The following is an 18,107-nucleotide window of genomic DNA, read 5'->3' on the forward strand; positions in this document are numbered from 1 at the left end:
TTATAAACACCTTAAATAAAAGGGTCTAAGATAACAGGTAGGGCAATAGCATCTTGTGCTCTCGACATGCCGTAATTATTGGGAGTGTTCGTCTTATACTCATCATGCTTTTTATAGTCAATATAAAGGAAGAAGCCTCGATCTTGAGTTGAGCTGGTTGCACGAATATGAATAACATTTTTGTCGTTATCTTTCTTTGCAATATTTTCCAACATGTCTTTACGTCGCTTAAATACATCCTCAGCACTTTTTAAGCTTTTATTCTTTCCTTCCATTGCACGCTTAATAAGTTTCGCTTCTGTTTTGGCAACATATGCCGGCGTGTTTCTTTCATGCGATCGGTTGCGGTGAAAAGAGTAGTACCCATGTTCGGTTGATATGGGAGCAGGGCGAATAGATCTTACAAAGCATTCGCGAAGGGCTGAGAAGTATGTAAAGCCATACTGATTACATAACTTTTCTAATGCTTCAAAACTACCAAACACCTGAAATTGGTGCCCAAGCTTATTATTAATGGCCATTTCAGGGAAGCTAACTACGACTTTTTCATCATTCAATTCATTTTTATTGTAATGATGCACTTCACGAATAAGACGAGCTGCTAGTTCGTGGTTCGTTTTCTCGCATTTTTTGCCTATCTGTAAGCCAATGTAAAAATTAGTCTTCATTATAATAGCCCTTAAATAACCATGTTTTCATATTTGAGCCGATTGATGGTCGCTCCATATCGGCAATTACATATTTTTGCAGTGCTTGACGTGACACTATCCGCCTTTGTTTTACACTTGGTGGTAGGCACCATTCCATTTGATAACTTTCTATTTCAGTCGAGGATAATTCAGGATTTAATTCAAAATTAAGGCTCTTATATGTATGCCACTCAACGTCTAGTTCAGGGTCCGCACCTTCTCCTTGTTCAGAGCATATTTTTACAAGTTCAAAACGTCCAACGGCAAAATCACTATATCTGTTGTATTTATGATGATAAGCCCTTATATGATAACGATTCCGAGCAAGCGCCATCGCATGAGGAGATATTATTATGCTGTTTCTTGTTCCCTTTTTGGAAACATAGGTACTGCTTATTTGTGACTTGGTATTAATTGCTTCAATTAGAGTGTTCATTACGTGGTCATCGCTTGTTGCCATACTAAGTTGTCGGGTATCCTCAATAGGTAATTTTCGTGAATAATTTTGCTTCAATATTGGAATTAAACTTTGATTTAGTTTTTCTGCTAAGCATAATTCAGTATATCCGGTAGGATCTTTTTCAATCAATGTTGGATTGAAATTATCAGTTGCCATATAGGTATTATACTTGTAATTAAAGTATATAGTTCCATTGGAGTGACTAATATAATTGTTAAGGAATTTTTGAATAGTTCTTATTCCAATACCTGTGATTTTAGATAATTGTTCTCTGTTACAACCATTTTCCCATAAAAGTATGGTTTCAAATTCTTTAATTAATCTATCTTCTTTTTTCATAATAATCAAATTAACAGGTGTGCAATTATGCACTTCTTAATAATGTTTTTATAGGCTAGTATATTTTATATTGAATCACAACATGACCTTGAATTTTATGTCACTAGATAAAAATAAATCTGTATATAAAGAGATTAGAAAAGCTATTATGTTGCTTACAAAGCATGTGGTTTCTAGCTGCATGATAAATGACCGAGTTGGCGATCTTAGCGTTGAGAAACAGAAACAAATAAAACTTGGTAAGAGTATCGATGCCCGTTCACCATTGTGGTTAAGTATTTCGGGCAAGGGTGGTCCTGATTATGAATGTGAGTACCGTAACGTCTCATTGGCTGATCACTCAATCTCTGTTTGTACTGGTGCGGTGGTTCTTACTGGTTATTATTTAGCTGACCATGGTTGTGATATTGATGATAATTTTTCTCGACAACTATTTACTGTGGGTCTAGTTGGCTTATTGCACGATATTAATAAGTTATTTGATAAACATATCGCTTTATCTAATAAAGAAATCTTCGAATATCTAGATGAGCTATATATTCGTTGGGATTTAAAAAGAATTCTTGATGAATATGGTATTTCTTTAACATCAAATGAATTATTTCAATTGATTAATTATACCGAAGCCGGAACATCTTTGGCTGGCACTGAATCTGGTTTAGTTGACTCTAAATTACGTCAACGTTGCCGTGTATTCGTTCGTATGGCAGATCAATTAGATAGTGCCTTCTATCGTATAGGGGCTGATGGCGGTGTGGCTGGTGTACTAAATAAGCTTTCTACATGGGCAGAAGCAGATCAGGACTTTATTTCCAGCATGGATAATTGGCACCATATTAATTTGGCTGATGCTGCCCATCCATATTTGCTTGATAGGCTTCAATACCATATATCACAGCAGTGCATTAAGTTAGCAGGTGTAGCGCCATTACTGTCTATTCATACTGATGGCATGTTAGATCTACTTGTGCCTGAATACGCAAAAGATCAGATTATCTCAGCTTCCCTGAAATCATTTAGTGGTAGTTTATCTGCGCCGTTTTCAGTGGTTTTCTCTACCACGAAGCAACCAGACATTATGGGAGGAGTCCCAGAGTGGGGTGAACTTCTTGACTATATTAATAATGACACTCATTCAGTAATATTGTCATCACTACTTACTATAGGTAGACCTGATCTTGATTTTATTGGTGCGTCATTAATTGATTATTGCTATGGCTTAAGCTTTTCAGATAAATCTATAAAAGGCTCGTCGGCAACCGTGTCACCAATTTGCTCATCCGATAATGAAAGCGAAGATTTGGTTGAGTTCTATAAGATTGCATCAATAATTAGCTTAATACTAAATCACGGCTCTCAAGTCAAATCTATTAAGGTTATCAGCCAGAACGACCGCAAGGAAAAGATCCTTAATTTATTATCCTTACATAATTTTGAGATAGAAGATCAGCTTTTATCATCTGCTTTGTCGCAAACAGTTTGGTTCGCAATGAATGTAGCGTCTTTCGCTATGAAGAATGACGACTTCTATTCTGAATTGATGGATGAAAATGGTCTTTTGTCACTTATCTATTGTGGAAGTGGAACTTCAGATAAAGAAGACCATGGTTTCACTCCTATTCAAGATGGGCTTAAAGGGGATTTGGATAACGAAAGAATCCTTAATGTTATTGAACGATTATCATGTTTACTTGACAAGAAGTCTTATTTACCCCAAATAGATAGCCAAATAAAAATGCAGTGCTGTCTTGTTACGGGTGAACCAGTCGATACCAAATGTCGCATTGAGGCCAAAGATGATCTTTATGCAATCAAAATGTCACAGTTTTCAGAACGCAATGGTCGTCAATCTGTTTTAGGGGATGCTAAAGGCTTTACAACATTGTCTCCAACGTCATATATGGAATACAAGCTAAGGACGCGTATCCATGAGAATTCTAAAGCTGACATGCCAGTGCTAATCAGTTCACCTAATGCTGTAGGTTTGTTTTCAGAAATTCGTTTCTCTGACGAAAAAATGGCCAATAAGTCTGATTTCTTTGGCTTGTATGACATCTGTCGTGAGGATAAATCAAAGCTTGTTCTTAATGGACCCGAGATATTTTCTCGACGCCTGTTTATGGCAAGACAGGAAAGCTTTCCTGCAAAATTATATGACCAAGTTGAGTGGCTAGATCGTTTAATTAAATCAGTGCGCCGTACAGGTCGTCCTTTCCACGTATTTCGTGGTCTACCAACCTCTCGACCTGAAATTCTTTATATTGACTGTTTATCACCGTCATTGAAGCGATTAATTGGAAATAAAAGCGGGTTCCGTATTGAGGAACTACCTAAATTACATGATCAGCTAATCCTCGTTCTGTCTGTCCTAGATGCTAGAGGCTCTATGTCACTACTATACGGCTTATTGGACTGCAAAACTGAATTTAGTTCTTTGTGTGGAATCAAGTGTCTGCTGGATGATTATGTAGCCGATAAAACATCACAAAATAAAATGCAAGGGATCTCTCGTTTCGCACAAGTTTCCGTAGATGTAGGTAACCGACTTAATAAGTTTAAGGTTGAGGGAAAAATGACAACTCAAGATAATGCAATTATTACATTGGCGCATTTAGCGTCAAAGGTGCAAAAAGGCTTTAATTCGCGTAACTCGCGTGGTGAGCAGCTGCTTATACTAACAACAATTATGGAGTCCGTTCGAACGCATGTCCGTAATCGCATGCCAATGGATCAGTCCCTAAAAAATGCAATTGCAGGCAATATCGAAAAGAAATTGTCAGGTACTACATATATATGTTCTAGCGAGTACCGTGATAAGCAACCGCTTCTTAGCGTGTGTATTGATATTGCAGAGCATTTTGTTAATGCTATTTGGTTACCAATTTTTAATGGTCGCATGCCAAATCATAACTTTAAGTCTCAAGTCGCTGAAATTTATCGTGTTGAAATGTTATCGATTTATCAAAATAGACGTAACGAAAAACAAGATGCTTCTTTAACTGTCTAATAAATTTTAAATTTAGGATCATAAAAAATGACTATATCATCCATCGCTCAAACAAAAATCGCTGAAAACATTAATACTATTGATAACATGCTTGAATCTTACTTAGATCAAAAAGCTAAGGCATATATTGCCCCAGCACGTAAGAATCTAGGCGTTACAACGATCGCCCTTGTTCGAGAGGTTATTGCCCCTACAGTGTTCCGTAACGAAGATGCAGAACCACTTACTGCCGATGTGGCTTCTAATATTTTTGTTCGAGCGACACCAAACAAATTTAAGTTCGGTGAGCGTGCTCGCGTTCTACAAATTTTAAGATCTCTTGAAGTTGGCGGGAATTATGTTCAAAACCGCTTATTTGTACCTAAAGGTAAGGCGAGTGGTGATTGTTTTGATGCGTGTAGCTTTCTTCTTGGTGACTCTGGCTTAGGTGATGGTCGCGTACTTTCTGCGACAGCAGCCGTTAAATATACTGACGCACTATCACTTCAACCTGAAGCTTTCTGTGTGGATTCAACATTCCATGTTCGTGGTAGTGAACAAGGTACGCTGTTCGATGAAGTAAATAAAAAGAATACTGACAATCTATTTTCTCGTATCTATATTCAGCCAGGTACGTTAATGATCCAAACTCTTACATTTACTGGTAAGACAGCGCCTGCTGAAATTGTTGATCTTCTTTTAACTACTCTTGCTTCGCCAATGGCATATGGCGGCCAAACATCGGTTACAGGTGTGAATGTTCAAACTCACATCGCCGGTGTCTTTGGTGGCGATTTTGAAGTTGCTGAGAACTCACCATACGTATTATTACCTAAGTTACTTAGTAAGCTTGATGATGATCAGGCGATGGATGTAAGCATTGTTAAGCAGGCACTTTTCGATATTTTCTCTTCTGTATACCCAAATGCGGTTACTAGTGAGGTTGTGGCTGAAATCCAATCAGCGCAGCTTGATAAGATTGCTAACCGTGAACACGAAGAGCTAACGGCAGCATCAAAGGTTATTTCTGACTACTTCACTCGTTATTTCGATAAGTAAGGACTAATTCATGGCTATAGATTCAGATATGATTGGGATCGAGGTTACTGTACTTACTCCATTTTACTATCATAGCATTCCAATTGCTGGTGGAAGTGCGACTATTACAGAGTGCTTATCGGATACTGCTTTTAATTTCGCATTGGCTTTTGCATTAGGGATGATGGATGGTGTTTGTTTGCCAGACACGCAAGACTATCGCCGTGATATTGGCTTAATGCCTTTTCGTTGTTCTATGTTGTTATCTAATAATGCGGAATTGTTACCAGCTCAAGTTCGTCGCCTTAACTTGGATTCAGAGGGTGGTTACAGCAATAGACTATATTGTGGTACCAGCAAAGGTAACCGTAAAGATTTTTATAGGGTGCAAGAGATTAATGTTGGTGCTATTTATCGTGGCGCTATTTTTGGGATGAATCCATTTAAAGAATTTAACCAAAAATCATTAATAGTACGAGTAGGGAAGCATCGACAAGGTATTGTTGAGATTAAACCAATTACTATACCCAAGAAGGTTGTTTTAAATGCCTTTACGGCAAAGGTCTTTGGCAGAGATATAAGTATGGGTAAATATTTACTGCATAACATGCAACAATCAATACCAATGTCACCTGAAGATGCGCTATTAGAGGTACTTCTGTGGAATTGATTTCAAGCATAACTGTTTGTGGTCACGCGGTTCAGACGTCTCTTAATGGGATGTCTGAATTTCAGAATCAATTACTTAACGACCCATCCCTTGTTCGTATGGCAGAAGCTCCTGCTGGTTGTGGCAAGTCTTATGCATTCCTTCGTGCAGTATTGAATGGTGATCGCGTTCTATTTGTCGTTCCGACAAGAAGACTGGCAATGAATCTAATTTCCACTCTACAGCATGATATGAGGAACAAGGGTTGGAGTGATGCCAAAATAAAGAATAAAATCTCACTGTGGTCAAGTGATGGTCGTGAAACGATGAAGGCCAATGGGGTTAAAAATGTTACTCAAAAAAGGCTTTTTGAATTAAGTGAGCTGTCACCATTAGCTGGTGGTGAAATTGTTGTGACTACACCTGAATCATTGGCATGGCTGACCTTAGATCCTGAAAGAAGTCCCATAAAAGGTGTGAGTGATAGAAGTGTACTAGATATTGTTCAAAATTTTAATCATATTGTTTTTGATGAAATGCATACCATTGAAAAACGTGGGTTAAGTTTATCCCTAATCGTTTCTTGGTTGTGTGTACAATTTCCTCAATGGAATAGTAAGCTTTCATATTTATCTGCAACACCGATTGATTTAACAAAAGTTTTTGATTCTTTTGGTTTTAAGTCAACGGACATAACTTATATATCTGAAAATGTGACTGATATTGATGAAAGTGATAGCAGAAGTGGACGCCGAGTTATTCACGGTGATGTTAAGATTAATTGTTATAAAGATACAACGCTTTCTGAATTGATTATTATTAATAAAGATCATGTTTTATCTGAGATTAGTGCTGATCGACAAATTATTTTAATCTATGATCAATTATTTGATGGCCTCTCTAAGGCATTACCAGAACTGGCACATGCTCTTAATGTGTTAGGACTAAAAACATTCCAATCTTTATTGATTTCGTCTGTAGATGATAGCCAAAAGGGTAATGCGTCATATCTCGGTTTTGCAAATGGTTCTGATAAGGATCCAAATAACTATCCTATTTTAATTGCGACATCATCAATAGAGATAGGTGTGACATTTAACTGCCGTTTAATGTTCATGGAACCTGGCTACAGTTCTGCAAGTATGGTACAGCGCATTGGTCGTGTTTCTCGTGGCGACTTTGATGGTTCTATATTCATGAGCTTAAAGAAAGAATGCTTGGCAAGACATATCTGGTTAAAGCAATTTGAGCATTGGGTAAGGAAACATCATGAGCACAAGGTGTCAATAAGGGATCTAACTGATCTTTTAAGTGAAGATTTACCTATAAAAGCATGTTCACCCGAGTCAAGTTTACGCAGTACCAGAAGAAGGTCTGCTCCATCTTATGGGAGCATGTCATCGCAAGCAGCTGCAATTGCAGGATTATACTGGGCTTATGCTGAGCAACATATTGGATTACAAAAAGCCCGTAAAGAACTGTTACATGGCAAGGTGCCAGCGATTGCAAATAAAATGAGCCACCTACTGTCAATAATTAAAAGACTAAGTAACGACATTGAGTATGAAGACGCATCGAAAAACTGGTTAACCTTATTTGAAAAAGAGGTTAAGACATTACGCTCTATACCAAAGACAGTAAAAGTAAGATCAACTTACACTGATGCGTCATGGAAAATACCTCGTGACTCCTTGCTTCGTGATACCATTTTATTGGATAAATATGATCTTATTGAAAATTCAAAGGGCGAGATGGAACTTTGGATTGATGACCCCCATTGGCGAAATGGCTTAACTGATGATCGCCGATCTGTTAAATCAGTTGAGTCACTTTGTTTTCCTCATACAGCAGAGCGGTTTCCGTCGAAGAAATTTGATTTACAGAAGAATATGCTTAGCATTATAGATAATGTTCTTTCCGATGAATTTCAACCTGAGAATGTCATTGTAGCATTGGAGGCTGTTCGGTCCTTGGCACTCATGACAGGATTAATTTGTATTGATGAATGAGATTGAATTTATACCCTTATTTTTTAGCATTTGTAACCCATTGATTTATTGAAGATAAAAAGCAAAGGTTTTAAAAAGGGGTAAAGTTGATATTTTCAGGTAACATATTGAAAAAATGAAGAATATTAGAAGAAACCTTCAGTGTGCCGTGATGTACGCGGCTTGATAGTACAAGCCAAGTTCGACAGCACTAAATGATTAGTGTGCCGTGATGTACGCGGCTTGATAGCAAAGTGAGCGGTAGTTATTTAATTAAAATGAGTGTGCCGTGATGTACGCGGCTTGATAGAGTTGTTTTTTACGAGTTCATCGAAATTTGAAGTGTGCCGTGATGTACGCGGCTTGATAGTATGAGTTAGAAGTTATGTATGAATCTAATGCGTGTGCCGTGATGTACGCGGCTTAATAGTTTAAATCTGAATATCGCGGGTAAGGGGAAACGACTACCTTCGTGAATTAAATGCGTCGACAGTAATAAACAATAAAAAAGCTAACATTTGTTGTTAGCTTTTTAGATTTACACCATTCAAAGTTTACTTAAAAATCGGCATCGACCTCAAACACCATAGGTTCGCCAGTGACAGGGTGGTTTAGGCCAAGGTATTGTGCATGTAGATGTAAGCGGTTTGCTTTTTGACCGTATAAATCATCACCGACAATCGGCATGTTCATACCGTTTTGGTGGGCTGAGTGAATGCGTAGTTGGTGAGTACGGCCTGTTTTAGGGTAATAATAGACCTTAGTTTTACCGTCTTTACGTTCGAGAACCTGCCATTTTGTGAGTGCAGGTTTACCATGTTCATAACAGACTAATTGGCGTGGACGATCGTCTAAATCAACCCGCATTGGTAAGTTAATCTCACCGTGATCTTGCTCGGCAATACCATCTAATAATGCCACGTAACGTTTTTCTGCGGTGCGTTCAATAAACTGTTTTTGCAAGGCTTTATGCGCATCTTTGGTAAGCGCAATGACTATTAGCCCTGAGGTTGACATATCTAGACGGTGCACAATCAGAGGGCTATCACTGTCAGGGAACATCGTTTGCATGCGGCTATAAACTGAATCGGTGATGGTTTTACCAGGAACTGAAAGAAACTCTGCCGGTTTATTGATAACCACCATCGCATCGTCTTGATACACAATCTCTAACTCTTTGCCTTCTGCTGGATTTTGTAATAGCGGATTAGCATCAATGTTAAGGCCAGCCAACATATGTTGAAGAATCGGTTCGCATTTGTTTTTGCAGGCTTCATAAAAGTATTTATGTTTGCGAATTTGCGCAGCAGGTGAGGCTCCCCACCAAAATTTAGCCATCGCTAAAGGCTTCAGGTGTTGCTTAAAGGCATGCTGAAGTAATTTAATGGTGGCGCAATCTCCTGCACCTTGTGGCGGTGTTATACCACCAAAGAGATCATTTAAATCTTGTGTTTCGCCATACTGATTTAGAAATTGATATTGTGCGTAGCGCTGTTGTTGTAATGCAGTCGTTAAGCTGTCGTATTCTGATTTGAGTAAGGTCAACTCTGCCGTATCAGCTTGTAACTTATGGCTAATATCAGCCAGTGTTTGAGCCCATTGCTGACGAATTGTTTTCTGTTGGTGCTTATCAAACGCACTTTCACGGGCTAAGCGATGGAATTCTTGAGTCATGAATTCGCTATCGTTACTTTTCTCCGCCTCTTTGCGTTGTAATTTACGTTGTTTGCGCTGTTCGATCATCTGTAAGCGAAATGATTCAGCGGCTAACTCTGCTTGAGTTTGAGCTGTTTGATACTGCTGTTGTAATTGAATGTAGCTTGGCTTGGATTCAATTACGGTTATTTTAGTCATCACTTCATCAATCGATGCTTGTTGAGCTTGAATTGCTGGGGCGATGTTTTGCTCATCACATACTGGCGGAACAAAATGGGGTAGATGGGTTAGATTGGCAATCTTGTCTGAAAATGCCGATAAATAACCAAGTTCACCTTGTTGGTTTTGAACCAATAACACCCCAAACATGTGACCAATCGCATCATTATTGTCCAACCCAAAATTATGCAGCCATTGATCTTGAGTCGCGATATGTTGTTGTAACTCTTGAGCCGCTAATACACATAATGGATGAGGTGTGTAGCAAAATGGAAACGTAAAACGCTCAGGTAGCGGTAGCGTATCAATAGCGGCAATGAAGCGAGTAAAATGATGATTAGATGCGTGCATGATGGTATCTATTACGAACAAGGGCGGCGATTCTAGCATTTTTAACGTTAAAATTCGAGTTAACGTAAGCTTCCTATTTTCTTGAGTATTCAAATATAATTTTTGATGAAATTTATTACTTCGTAATTGGATATATATTAAAGAACAAAAATTGAATATTAATATTACTTTTTTATGATAGCGACATTTTAAAACTTTAGGCTTATAGTCAATTCCAGATATTTAAGATAATTACTGAGGTGTATCATGAGCTTAAAAATCAAATGTGAACATATGGAATTAACTGATTCAATTAAATCATCAGTTGCTGGTTATATTGAAGAAATGATGGTTATTGATCCTGAGTTTAAACATATTCATGTTGATATCATCAAAGAAGATACAGGTTATGCTGTTGATTTAAAAATGGATACAGAAGAATTTAATAAAGTAAGTGCTAAAGCTCATAATGTAAATTTAGATGAGTGTATGAAAGAAGCATTTTTTCATTTTGAAAAAGTAATTGAAAAGAAAGTCGCTCACCAATAATAGGTGCTGCGCATGAAAATAAAGAAAAGGCTCTTATTTGAGCCTTTTTTATTGTGTATTAATTAGTTATTTTAGAATATTAAAATTGTTAAAATAAAAAGAGAATACAGATTAATTATTGATTACTTGACGGGTTGTAACTAAACAAATATCCGGTAATTGGTCGGTTAAAAAAGCCTGTTTGCCTTTAATTCGTTTACTATTTAAAACGTAAGTTCTGTCATTGAGTTTGCCTTGAAAATCCCATTTACTGAATGCTTCGTGGCGTGCATCTGAACAAGATGTTTGTAATACATAACTTTCAGTGACCGATGTATCACAACCTCCGGCTATATTTTTTACACCATGAAAGGTGACATGGCTATCACGATCTCGATAGCTGGTTACTGCCAGTGCATTGAAGAGGTGAACATCAGTTGTATTACCGTTATAAGATAAAATACGATGTGGATTTGTCTTTAATGTTACTTCTGCTAATTGTATTAATTCACTCGAACAAGAGTTGTTTAAATGTTTTACCACATTGTCCATTGATGTTTTGGCATTAACTGGCGCGATTAATACACTAGGTAATAAGCAGAAACTGGCAACTAAAATCTGTACACCTTTCATACGTCACTCCGCATTAATACTTTTTAATTGGCATCACTAAAAGTTGTACATCGAACTGTTTACCATTATCTTGTTTCATGGTCACTGTGATCACTTGATTTGGTTTAAGGTCTTGTTTGACACCCATAAACATTAGGTGATATCCCTTGCTTGCAAGAATTAGGTTGCCATTGGCAGGGATCTCAAGTTTATCCACTTTACGCATTGCCATCGTATTATCACGCATAAACATACGGTGAAATTCTGTATGTTTAGCAATTGCTGTACTCGCGCTAACGAGAGTGATTGCTGTATCTCCATTATTGATGATCTTCATGTAGCCAGCGCTAACACTCGCGCCTGGGATCGTGGCTTTTACGGTTGCATTTTCAATTGTTAATGTGGAATCTACTTTTTGAACCTCAGTGTAGTTTTGCTGAGATTGAACATGGTTGTCGGTATGAGTTACATCCGCTGCAAAAGCCGTAGCATGAAAACAACTCATTAATAATGCAAGGTACAAGGCACTTCTTTTCATTGTTATCTCCTATTTTTTAGCAATGGTTTTTTCATAAATACGTTCAATGCCCGCAGCTAATTCGACTGGGGTCGTGTTGTGGCTCATCGCTCCCACTAGCTTGCCTGTGTTATCAATAATGTAAAAACGAGAAGAGTGATCGACGGTATAGCTTAATTCAGATGATTCCATATCAACAATGTCAAAATAAACACCATATTGTTTCGTTAAAGCGTCTATTTGTTGGTTGGTACCGGTTAAGCCAATAACCCGTTCATCGAAGTATTTAGCGAATTTATTTAATGACACTAAATCATCGCGTTCAGGATCGACACTGACGAATAATCCTTGTACATGTTGATAGGTTGCAGGTGATAAGCGTGAAAAAGCCGCTGATAATGTGCCCATGGAAGAGGGGCAGACTTCAGCACAGTTTAAAAAACCAAAATAGAGCACCACAATATTGCCTTTAAATTGATCAAGGCTGACATTGCCGTTTATACTGTTTAGTTCAAATGGACCGCCAAGATCTTTTAGTGGTTTTACATTTTCACCAACAGGGATTGTGGTGTTATAAATATAGCATCCCATTAAGGTGGCCAGAAACAGAGCGCCAACAAGAAGCACTATTTTAGTTGGGTTTTTAGTCATGAATGAGGCTCCATTACTACGGTAGGTAATGCATTAACTTGATAGTCATCAGCAATGGTCTCAGATGAAAAATCAAGTGAAATTAACGTACAAAACACCATGATATTGAAAATGGAACATAACAGCATTTTTTTACCCCACTGAGCATTAGGGACTTTTTGATAACCTACTTTGGCAATATACAGCCAATGTAAGCTCACTAATCCCATTCCTAATGCATACCAGCTACCCGCATAACCAAGATAAGTCAGTGTTAATGCTGCCATCGCAAAGGCAATGATATAACCAATAATATGGTAACGCGCACGAGCAATGCCGATTTCAACGGGTAAAACTGGAATTGAGGCTGATTTGTAATCATCGAAACGGTAAATTGCAATTGCGTATGAGTGAGGTATTTGCCATAAGCAGAATGTAATAAACAGTATTGCAGCACCGCTATCAAATTGTCCTGTTACAGCGCAATAACCGATAACGGGAGGACAAGCGCCTGATAAGCCACCAATTAAAGTGCCGTAAATTGATTTACGTTTGAAATAGAGGCTATATAAGCCAACGTAAACTACAAAACCAAGCACGCCAAATTGAAAGGCAACGGTGGAAGTGTATTTATAAAGTGTAAAAAATCCGCCAATACATAATATTGTTGCCCACATTAATGCATATGAGACGGGAATGATTTTTTTGACTAATTCTCGCTCACAGGTACGTTTCATTAATTTATCAATATCTATATCGATAACATTATTGAACACGCAACCTGATGCAACAATCAAGGTGGTACCAATACAGACAGCTAAGAGTAATACGCCATCAATATTACCTTGAGATGCCAGTAATACACCACCGATGGCTGCAATGAGATTGCCACCGATAATGCCCGGTTTGGTCAGTTTCAGATAAGGTTTAATCATAGAACCTCCTTGATCAATGACCCATTAGCATGTTGTGGTTTAAGTGATCCATGATCCACAACGAACCAATAAGAATAATAGCCACAATAACGACCACGAATACAGCTGACGACGTATTCCACATTTGTTCAGACGAGGTGTTCATATGCAGGAAGAACACCAGCTGGACTAATATCTGTGCAACAGCGAACACCATGATCACGCCAATAATGAATTGGGTCGAACCGACGCCAGCCATCACCATTGCAAAAGGTACAATGGTTAAAATAATAGAGAATACTAGCCCTCGAACATATTCTTTTACGCTGCCGTGGGCTTGGCCGCCTTGACCATGCGCCGTTGAATGTTCGTTAGTCGAGTGTTGGTTAGTTGAATTGCCCATTACAATACTCCCATTAAGTAAACTACACTGAACACACAGATCCAGATAACATCAAGGAAGTGCCAGAACAAACTTAAACAGGCTAAACGTGTTTTATTCTCTGTAGAAAATCCGTCCCGTTTAAAATGGAACACCAATACAATCATCCACATTAAGCCTGCAAAAACATGGAGTCCGTGAGTGGCAACTAAACCGTAAAATGCTGACCAGTAGGCACTACTATGGAACGTCGCGCCTTCACTAGTAAAATGATAGAATTCATACAGTTCCATGATTAAAAAAGACAAACCAAGCCCAAACGTAATGGCTAACCATTTGAACATACCTTTAATGTCTTCATGGTTGGCTTTGAGCATTGCCATGCCGAATGTAAAGCTACTAAACAGTAATAGTGCCGTTTCTGTTAATACAAAACCAAGATTGAACAGTTCCTTAGGTTCAATTAAGCCAGCAAAGCTATTTGAATAAACAGCGTAAACTGCAAATAAAGTACCGAATAATAAGCAGTCGCTGAGGATGTAAATCCAAAAGCCAAAAATAGTATCACCAGCATAGTCGTGATGGTCATGATCATCGAGTTCATGACTGTCGTTAGACTGAGCAGAGACATTGAGATTAAATGTATCTTTTACTTCTGTAGTCATCATTACTCTCGCCCCTTATGCTATGTAATCAGCTGGTTTTAGATCGGATGGATCGAAATCATCATCATCTTTCCCATCTTTGTGTTCGGCGGTCTTCTCACCACGTGCTTTAGCAAGATGTTTACGTTCAATTGCTTCCACTTCAGAGACTTCAACATAGTAATCTTTACTGCGTTGAAAGCTGTAAACAATCCAAGAAGCAATCATGCCAATGGTTCCAGCAATGACCATCCACCAGATATGCCAAATGAAAGCAAAACCAAACATCAATGAAAACATACTGATAACCACACCTGCCCATGTATTTTTAGGCATATGGATTCGCTTATAACGTTCAGGCTTTTGATAAGCTAGACCATGTTCTTTAGCGTAATGATGTTCGTCACGATCATGAATCTTAGGCAGTAATGCAAAGTTATAAAACGGCGGAGGGGATGATGTCGCCCATTCTAATGTACGACCATTCCATGGATCACCAGTAAGATCTAGGTTCTGTTTTCGATCACGAATACTGACGAATATTTGGTAGAACTGAACTGCAATACCTGCTGCAACAATACAGACACCAAAGGCTGCTACCCATAAATAAGGCGCCCATTCTGGATTATCCGCGACATTTAGACGGCGAGTCATGCCGTTAAAACCAAGCACATAGACAGGCATAAAGGCCACGAAGAAACCGACGGTCCAAAGTGCACATGAGATCTTACCAAGACGTTCATCAAGGGTGAATCCGGTGGCTTTCGGGAACCAGTAAGTAAGACCAGCAAAGTAACCAAAGAGCGCGCCACCGATAATCACGTTATGGAAGTGGGCAATAACGAATAAGCTGTTGTGTAGTACAAAGTTAGCCGCAGGGATTGCAAGCATTACTCCCGTCATACCACCAATGGTAAAGGTGATTAAAAACGCAATTGTCCACCACATGCTAGCACTGAACTCAACCCGTCCTTTATACATGGTAAACAACCAATTAAAGATTTTAACTCCGGTTGGAATCGAGATAATCATGGTTGCAATGCCAAAGAAGGCGTTAACACTTGCGCCTGCGCCCATGGTAAAGAAGTGATGCAGCCAAACAATAAATGACAACACCATAATTACCATTGTTGCCCACACTAATGATGTGTAACCAAATAGACGTTTGCGTGAGAATGTCGCTGTAATTTCAGAGAAAATACCGAAAGCAGGCAACACCAAAATATAAACTTCAGGGTGACCCCATGCCCAGATTAGGTTGACGTACATCATTTGGTTGCCACCCATATCAGTGGTAAAGAAATGGGTACCAACATAACGATCGAGTGTTAGCAGAGTTAAGGTCACCGTTAAAATAGGGAAGGCAAGTACAATCAGTGCGTTGGCACACAGTGATGTCCATGTGAACACCGGCATTTGCATCATTTTCATGCCGGGTGCACGCATACGAATAATAGTAACAACAAAGTTAATACCCGTTAATAATGTCCCTATACCTGATATTTGCAGTGACCATAGCCAATAATCAACCCCGACCCAAGGGTTAGCATCCATACCTGAAAGTGGTGGGTAGGCTAACCAACCTGTTGCGGCAAATTCACCAACAAACAAAGAGAGGTTAATTAGAATAACGCCAACAACGAATAGCCAAAAGCTCAAGGAATTCAAAAATGGAAAGGCAACATCGCGAGCACCTATCTGCAATGGCACGATAATATTCATGAGACCCACGACAAATGGCATCGCAACGAAGAAAATCATGATCACGCCATGGGCAGTAAAAACTTGGTCGTAGTGTTCTGGTGGTAAATAACTGGCATCAATTGTTGATGCTGCCTGTTGAGATCGCATTAGTATGGCGTCAGAAAATCCCCGTACGAGCATTACCATTGACACGATGATATACATAATGCCTATCTTTTTATGATCGACAGAGGTAAACCATTCACTCCATAAGTAGTGCCATTTTTTCTGATATGTAATCAAGCTTAATAACCCTAGTCCGCCAAGCACTACGGCCATCATGACTGGGAAAACGACTGGATCGCTAAAGGGAATTACATCCCAATTTAATTTGCCGAAAATCGGATCCGCTTCGGCGTATACATCTCCTTTATAGGCCATTTTGGACTCCTGCATGTTTTTCAATAATATCTTTGAATTTTAGCGGTGCGATAGAGGCAAAGTATGTGACTGGATGGGGCTTTGAAATTTGCTCTTTGGCATTGGCTGTGAGTTGATCGTAACTGTTGTTATTTAAAACAAGTTCTGATGCTTTGACTTTTTGAACCCATTCTTTAAATGCAGCATCTTTAACTGCATGGGCTTTAAAGCGCATGTTAGCAAAGCCATAACCGCTGTAATTGGCGGAAATACCGCGATAAGAACCTTCCTCTTTAGCCATGAGATTTAAACGGTTTTCCATACCAGCCATTGCGTAAACTTGGCTACCTAGTTGTGGAATAAAAAATGAATTCATGGCGGTATCGGAAGTGACTAAAAATTTCACAGGGCGATTAACGGGTAGTGCTATTTCATTGACTGTTGCAATTTGTTGTTCTGGGTAAATAAAAAGCCATTTCCAATTCATAGCAACTACTTGAATGGTTAATGGTTCTTGATCGGAAACTATCTCTTTTCTTGGGTCAAGTGAGTAAGAGGTTTGGTAAGTGATCCATCCGAGTGCTAAAACGATCAAGCAGGGGACAGTCCATACAACCGCTTCTATTTTGGTTGAGTGTTCCCATTCAGGCGTGTATTCCGCTTTTTTATTGCTATGGCGGTATTTATAAGGAAAGTAAATCGTCATAAATAGCACCGGTATGATAATAATCGCCATCAGAAGAACAGATGTAATGATTAATGATGACTGAGCTTCACCAATGCTGCCTTTTGAATCAAAGAGCACCATGTTGCTGCTAGTAAAAAGGGTCACCAACAATAATACTGAGAGTAATGTAAGCAGGATGATGATCATCTTCTTACTTCGGATTATTTTCATTTTTCCTCCGTGAACTTGATTACTCATAACAAAACAAAGTAATAACTGTTACTGGTTAATGATTTTTTTGTTATCCAATATTTGTTAATTTGTTGTTATTGTATCATTTCAAACAATGAAAAATAACACTCTGATATATAATATTTAATTGTATTTAAGTAGTAAAAAGCATCGAAAAGCAGTTTTATTGTCATCTTTAGTATGTTAAATGGCTAATTTGCTACTGCATTGTAAATTTCATCTCACTATTCTTGATCAATTTAAGCGAGTAATAAAATGCTTATTTTACCAAAATGTATTAAAAATGTTAAAAATTGAACGTGGGTTATATTTTTAACAATAAATTTTATGATTAGGAGTTAAGATACTTTTTGATGTGGCTAAAAAGTAATCAAAAAGTAAAGGTTTATCTTAAAATGAACTGTTTAGTTTAAATTGATTGACAGAGACCTGCATTGAGCCTAAATTACACTGAACTGTTTAGTTTATTTTGTGGGGTGAATCAAAGTCGGAATGGACGCAGAC

Annotated in this window: 16 protein-coding genes and 1 CRISPR repeat array; of the genes, 5 read left to right on the plus strand and 11 right to left on the minus strand. The window is 38.4% G+C overall.

Annotated elements, in window-relative coordinates; all coding sequences use genetic code 11:
- Positions 1-11 precede the first annotated feature (11 nt).
- The gene (gene cas6f / locus CZ809_RS02350) at positions 12-668 is read right to left on the minus strand and encodes a type I-F CRISPR-associated endoribonuclease Cas6/Csy4 (protein ID WP_080155828.1); all 657 of its coding nucleotides are present in this window, start codon (positions 666-668) and stop codon (positions 12-14) included.
- Entirely contained in the window at positions 658-1,488 is an 831-nt protein-coding gene (locus tag CZ809_RS02355; protein WP_080155829.1) for a BrxR family helix-turn-helix transcriptional regulator, read from the minus strand. Before CZ809_RS02355 ends, cas6f begins: the two co-directional genes overlap by 11 nt.
- Before the next feature lie 181 nt (positions 1,489-1,669).
- Here CZ809_RS02355 and CZ809_RS02360 point away from each other — a divergent pair, with 181 nt between their 5' ends.
- Genes CZ809_RS02360 through CZ809_RS02375 form a run of 4 tightly spaced genes read left to right on the plus strand, consistent with a single transcriptional unit; the run spans position 1,670 to position 8,170 of the window.
- Positions 1,670-4,495, plus strand: a complete 2,826-nt coding sequence (locus CZ809_RS02360; protein WP_144396136.1) for a hypothetical protein — start codon at positions 1,670-1,672, stop codon at positions 4,493-4,495.
- Between the two features lie 27 nt (positions 4,496-4,522).
- The gene (locus CZ809_RS02365) at positions 4,523-5,533 is read left to right on the plus strand and encodes a hypothetical protein (RefSeq protein ID WP_080155831.1); all 1,011 of its coding nucleotides are present in this window, start codon (positions 4,523-4,525) and stop codon (positions 5,531-5,533) included.
- 10 nt (positions 5,534-5,543) lie between these two features.
- Positions 5,544-6,182 carry a hypothetical protein gene (locus tag CZ809_RS02370; protein WP_080155832.1) on the plus strand — a complete coding sequence of 213 codons (639 nt, stop codon included), beginning with the start codon at positions 5,544-5,546 and terminating at the stop codon, positions 6,180-6,182.
- Entirely contained in the window at positions 6,173-8,170 is a 1,998-nt protein-coding gene (locus CZ809_RS02375; RefSeq protein WP_080155833.1) for a DEAD/DEAH box helicase, read from the plus strand. Before CZ809_RS02370 ends, CZ809_RS02375 begins: the two co-directional genes overlap by 10 nt.
- A 140-nt stretch (positions 8,171-8,310) precedes the next feature.
- A CRISPR array of direct repeats spans positions 8,311-8,579; the repeat unit is 29 nt; unit sequence AGTGTGCCGTGATGTACGCGGCTTGATAG.
- A gap of 128 nt (positions 8,580-8,707) precedes the next feature.
- Here CZ809_RS02375 and CZ809_RS02380 read toward each other — a convergent pair.
- A complete protein-coding gene (locus CZ809_RS02380; RefSeq protein WP_080155834.1) occupies positions 8,708-10,375 on the minus strand; it encodes an RluA family pseudouridine synthase in 1,668 nt (555 codons plus the stop codon).
- A gap of 246 nt (positions 10,376-10,621) precedes the next feature.
- Between CZ809_RS02380 and CZ809_RS02385 the strand changes: the two genes are divergently transcribed.
- On the plus strand, positions 10,622-10,903 hold the full coding sequence (locus CZ809_RS02385) for a methionine sulfoxide reductase (protein WP_080155835.1): 282 nt from the start codon (positions 10,622-10,624) through the stop codon (positions 10,901-10,903).
- A 111-nt stretch (positions 10,904-11,014) separates the two neighbouring features.
- Here the strand turns inward: CZ809_RS02385 and CZ809_RS02390 are convergent, their stop codons facing one another.
- From CZ809_RS02390 to cyoA, 8 genes are read right to left on the minus strand one after another with little or no spacing between them, the layout of a single operon-like run.
- The gene (locus tag CZ809_RS02390; protein WP_080155836.1) at positions 11,015-11,515 is read right to left on the minus strand and encodes a hypothetical protein; all 501 of its coding nucleotides are present in this window, start codon (positions 11,513-11,515) and stop codon (positions 11,015-11,017) included.
- Positions 11,516-11,528: 13 nt separating this feature from the next.
- Positions 11,529-12,032 (minus strand): copper chaperone PCu(A)C, encoded by a 504-nt coding sequence (locus CZ809_RS02395; protein ID WP_080155837.1) that lies wholly within the window; start codon positions 12,030-12,032, stop codon positions 11,529-11,531.
- Between the two features lie 9 nt (positions 12,033-12,041).
- Positions 12,042-12,662: an SCO family protein gene (locus CZ809_RS02400; RefSeq protein WP_080155838.1), complete on the minus strand. Its 621-nt coding sequence runs from the start codon at positions 12,660-12,662 to the stop codon at positions 12,042-12,044.
- Complete coding sequence (gene cyoE / locus CZ809_RS02405; RefSeq protein WP_080155839.1) at positions 12,659-13,576, minus strand: heme o synthase; 918 nt, start codon at positions 13,574-13,576, stop codon at positions 12,659-12,661. Before cyoE ends, CZ809_RS02400 begins: the two co-directional genes overlap by 4 nt.
- A 13-nt stretch (positions 13,577-13,589) precedes the next feature.
- Entirely contained in the window at positions 13,590-13,958 is a 369-nt protein-coding gene (gene cyoD / locus CZ809_RS02410; RefSeq protein WP_080155840.1) for a cytochrome o ubiquinol oxidase subunit IV, read from the minus strand.
- A complete protein-coding gene (cyoC, locus tag CZ809_RS02415; RefSeq protein ID WP_080156534.1) occupies positions 13,958-14,602 on the minus strand; it encodes a cytochrome o ubiquinol oxidase subunit III in 645 nt (214 codons plus the stop codon). The genes cyoD and cyoC overlap by 1 nt, the downstream gene beginning before the upstream one ends.
- Positions 14,603-14,617: 15 nt before the next feature.
- Complete coding sequence (gene cyoB / locus CZ809_RS02420; RefSeq protein WP_080155841.1) at positions 14,618-16,705, minus strand: cytochrome o ubiquinol oxidase subunit I; 2,088 nt, start codon at positions 16,703-16,705, stop codon at positions 14,618-14,620.
- Entirely contained in the window at positions 16,695-17,582 is an 888-nt protein-coding gene (cyoA, locus tag CZ809_RS02425; RefSeq protein ID WP_080155842.1) for a ubiquinol oxidase subunit II, read from the minus strand. Before cyoA ends, cyoB begins: the two co-directional genes overlap by 11 nt.
- Between the last annotated feature and the right edge of the window lie 525 nt (positions 17,583-18,107).

The sequence above is a fragment of the Photobacterium piscicola genome, from assembly GCF_900166965.1.
In the GTDB taxonomy this organism is placed as follows: domain Bacteria; phylum Pseudomonadota; class Gammaproteobacteria; order Enterobacterales; family Vibrionaceae; genus Photobacterium; species Photobacterium piscicola.

Bases quoted from the DNA above. Each gene is read 5' to 3' on its own strand.
- CZ809_RS02360 (WP_144396136.1), top strand. From the start codon at position 1,670: ATGATAAATGACCGAGTTGGCGATCTTAGCGTTGAGAAACAGAAACAA.
- cyoE (WP_080155839.1), bottom strand. From the start codon at position 13,576: ATGATTAAACCTTATCTGAAACTGACCAAACCGGGCATTATCGGTGGC.
- cas6f (WP_080155828.1), bottom strand. From the start codon at position 668: ATGAAGACTAATTTTTACATTGGCTTACAGATAGGCAAAAAATGCGAG.
- CZ809_RS02365 (WP_080155831.1), top strand. From the start codon at position 4,523: ATGACTATATCATCCATCGCTCAAACAAAAATCGCTGAAAACATTAAT.
- cyoA (WP_080155842.1), bottom strand. From the start codon at position 17,582: ATGAAAATAATCCGAAGTAAGAAGATGATCATCATCCTGCTTACATTA.
- CZ809_RS02355 (WP_080155829.1), bottom strand. From the start codon at position 1,488: ATGAAAAAAGAAGATAGATTAATTAAAGAATTTGAAACCATACTTTTA.
- cyoB (WP_080155841.1), bottom strand. From the start codon at position 16,705: ATGGCCTATAAAGGAGATGTATACGCCGAAGCGGATCCGATTTTCGGC.
- cyoD (WP_080155840.1), bottom strand. From the start codon at position 13,958: ATGGGCAATTCAACTAACCAACACTCGACTAACGAACATTCAACGGCG.
- CZ809_RS02390 (WP_080155836.1), bottom strand. From the start codon at position 11,515: ATGAAAGGTGTACAGATTTTAGTTGCCAGTTTCTGCTTATTACCTAGT.
- CZ809_RS02370 (WP_080155832.1), top strand. From the start codon at position 5,544: ATGGCTATAGATTCAGATATGATTGGGATCGAGGTTACTGTACTTACT.
- CZ809_RS02385 (WP_080155835.1), top strand. From the start codon at position 10,622: ATGAGCTTAAAAATCAAATGTGAACATATGGAATTAACTGATTCAATT.
- cyoC (WP_080156534.1), bottom strand. From the start codon at position 14,602: ATGACTACAGAAGTAAAAGATACATTTAATCTCAATGTCTCTGCTCAG.
- CZ809_RS02395 (WP_080155837.1), bottom strand. From the start codon at position 12,032: ATGAAAAGAAGTGCCTTGTACCTTGCATTATTAATGAGTTGTTTTCAT.
- CZ809_RS02400 (WP_080155838.1), bottom strand. From the start codon at position 12,662: ATGACTAAAAACCCAACTAAAATAGTGCTTCTTGTTGGCGCTCTGTTT.
- CZ809_RS02380 (WP_080155834.1), bottom strand. From the start codon at position 10,375: ATGCACGCATCTAATCATCATTTTACTCGCTTCATTGCCGCTATTGAT.